The sequence below is a fragment of the Occallatibacter sp. genome, from assembly GCF_049802275.1.
In the GTDB taxonomy this organism is placed as follows: domain Bacteria; phylum Acidobacteriota; class Terriglobia; order Terriglobales; family Acidobacteriaceae; genus Telmatobacter.
In genome coordinates this window covers 1-2,551 of sequence record NZ_JBARMD010000721.1, presented here as the reverse complement: position 1 = coordinate 2,551, position 2,551 = coordinate 1, and the positions used below count along the sequence as shown (strand labels likewise).

The following is a 2,551-nucleotide window of genomic DNA, read 5'->3' as shown; positions in this document are numbered from 1 at the left end:
GCGTTGGAGTTGGACCGGCGTCTGCGGGCTGACGGACGATTTGAGGCGCTGACGGCGGGCGGCCCGGAACTGGACATCGTGGTTTGGAAGATGATGGCAGCGACGGCCGCGCTGGCTTCGCGGCTGGGTCAATCGATTTTTTCGGCTTGCGCGGGACGCAACCTGCACCTGGCGCTAGTACAATTGCCGCAATTCTGGTTTGGGCCGGCAGGCGATTCAGACATGCCTGAAGAGCATGTAGTGTGTCTGCGATCGGTGATGATGAAGCCTGAACATGAGGCGTGGCTGGACCGCATCTGGAACTTGCTGAGTGTGGCGTGTGCGGAAGTGGAGAAGGGGTGAAGATGACGGATTTGCGGACATCCTTCGCCAAAACTGAAAACGTTCTCATCCGGGCTGGCGATTGCGCGGTGACGATCCTGCCTTTATACGGAGGGAAAATCGCATCGATCCGGATTGGAGAGCTCGAGTTGTTGCAGCCGCCGCTGGCCCCGATTGCGCCGCGGACCCGAACGATGCCATTTGATGCTGCGGATGCGGGCGGGTGGGATGAGTGTTTGCCTTCGGTGGCCCCGTGCGCGGTGAAGACCGAAGCAGCAGTGGCGGAGATTCCGGACCACGGGGATTTGTGGCGCGTGGAGTGGGCTGCCAGAGACGAGAGTTCAGAGACCAGGGACAAAGTGACGTTGGTTGGGAAGTGCTTTTCGTTGCCGCTGGAGTTGGAGCGGCGGATGGAGTTGCTTGAGACCGGCGGGCATTGGCATTTGAATCTTCAATACAAGCTGATCAACACCAGCTCGAAAGCGGTTCCGTGGTCGTGGTCGGCGCATCCTTTGTTTGCGGTAGAAAAGGGCGACCGGGTTGTGTTGCCCGAGTCAATCCATTCGCTGTGGCTGGAGGGATCAGGCGGGGGGCGGCTAGGCACGCGCGGCGATTCTGTTGCGTGGCCAATGGCTCGGCGGGCGGACGGCGCCACGGTGGACCTGCGTGTTGCGGACGGACCGAGGTCGGGCATTGGCGACAAGCTGTTTGCAGGCCCCCTCGATGGATCGGCGAACTGGTGTGCACTGGAACGGCCTTCGGCGGGTGTACGATTGCGCGTCAAGTTCGATGCTGCGGCGACACCATATCTGGGTTTGTGGATCTGTTACGGAGGATGGCCGGAGAGGCCGGGGCCGAAGCAGATGTGTGTTGCGTTCGAGCCTGCGACGGCGCCGGTGGATTCATTGGCTGAAACGGGCCCGTGGTCGCTCGTGCTTGAGCCGCGTGACTGTTTCAAGTGGACCATGGAAGTTGAAATCGAACGAATCGAGAGATGAACAATGCGTGACCCTGAAGTTTTGCGATCCTTGCATTTGAGCCGCTTCAACAGCGAACCCGAGATCTTCGCTGCTCCGGGACGCGTGAATCTGATTGGCGAACACACGGATTATGCCGAGGGATTTGTCATGCCGGCCGCAATTGATTTCGCCACTCTGGCTGGGATCTCTCCGCGCGACGACGGCAAGATCGTCATCTATTCAGAAAATTTCAAGGAAGAACGCGCGTTTGATGCGGAGGCTTTGCCGAAGACAGGCAGCAAGGACTGGAGCGATTATCCGCTCGGCGTAACCGTGATTCTGGCCAGCGAAGGGCATCGCATTCCGGGCTTCAGCTTGAGCCTGCTGGGAGATGTGCCTCTGGGGTCTGGGCTGTCGAGCTCGGCTGCCATTGAAGTGGCCACGGCGCTCGCGGTCACATCGCTGATCGGCATCGACTATCCGCGGCCGAAGCTGGCGCGACTGTGCCAGCGCGCGGAGAACGAGTTTGTCGGCGCGAATTGCGGCATCATGGATCAGTTCATTTCAGCGAATGGCGCTGAGGATCACGCGCTGCTGCTGGATTGCCGCGACTTGAGTTTCAAGCTGGCGCCGATTCCTTCAAATGTGGCGCTGGTGATTGCGAACACGATGGTGAAGCATTCCGTGGCGGGCGGCGAATATACATCGCGGCGCGCGGAAGTGGAGGAAGCTGCCGCGGTGATTGCACGGCACAGGCCCGAGGTTCGCTTTCTGCGGGATGCGACGGTGGAGGATCTGCACAAGTGGGGCTCGGAGATGAGCACGAATGCACAGAAGCGCGCGCGTCACGTGATCACCGAGAACACACGCACGGTGGCCGCGGCAGATGCGTTGATTCATCACGATCTGAAAGAGCTGGGAAGACTGATGGCAGAAGCGCACGTAAGCTACAGCGTCGATTTTGAAGCGAGCTGCGTCGAAGCCGACACGATGGTAACGTTGGCCCACAAGCTGCCGGGTTTAATCGGAGCACGGCTGACAGGCGGAGGTTTCGGAGGTTGCACCATCAACCTGGTCGAGCAGAATAAGGCAAATGAATTCGCGGAGGCACTGGCGGCAAGTTACGCCACCGAAACGGGAATCATTCCGCAGATTCTCATTTGTCACGCATCGAGCGGGGCGCACAGGGTGGTTGCAAGTCTCTCGCATTAAAGGAGAGCGGAGCTTTCCCGATGCGGACTTGGAGCATCCTACTACCGTGAGGTGGAAAA

The 2,551-nt window shown here is 59.6% G+C and carries 2 protein-coding genes and 1 pseudogene; all 3 read left to right on the top strand.

Annotation, left to right across the window (positions count from 1 at the left end; genetic code table 11):
- A pseudogene (locus WA354_RS24240) lies at nt 1–342 on the top strand (pyridoxal phosphate-dependent decarboxylase family protein); the annotation flags it as partial.
- Nucleotides 343–344: 2 nt separating this feature from the next.
- Nucleotides 345–1,319 carry a hypothetical protein gene (locus WA354_RS24235; protein ID WP_472815599.1) on the top strand — a complete coding sequence of 325 codons (975 nt, stop codon included), beginning with the start codon at nt 345–347 and terminating at the stop codon, nt 1,317–1,319.
- Nucleotides 1,320–1,322: 3 nt separating this feature from the next.
- Nucleotides 1,323–2,492, top strand: coding sequence for a galactokinase (galK, locus tag WA354_RS24230; protein ID WP_472815598.1), 1,170 nt, complete (start codon nt 1,323–1,325; stop codon nt 2,490–2,492).
- Nucleotides 2,493–2,551 lie beyond the last annotated feature (59 nt).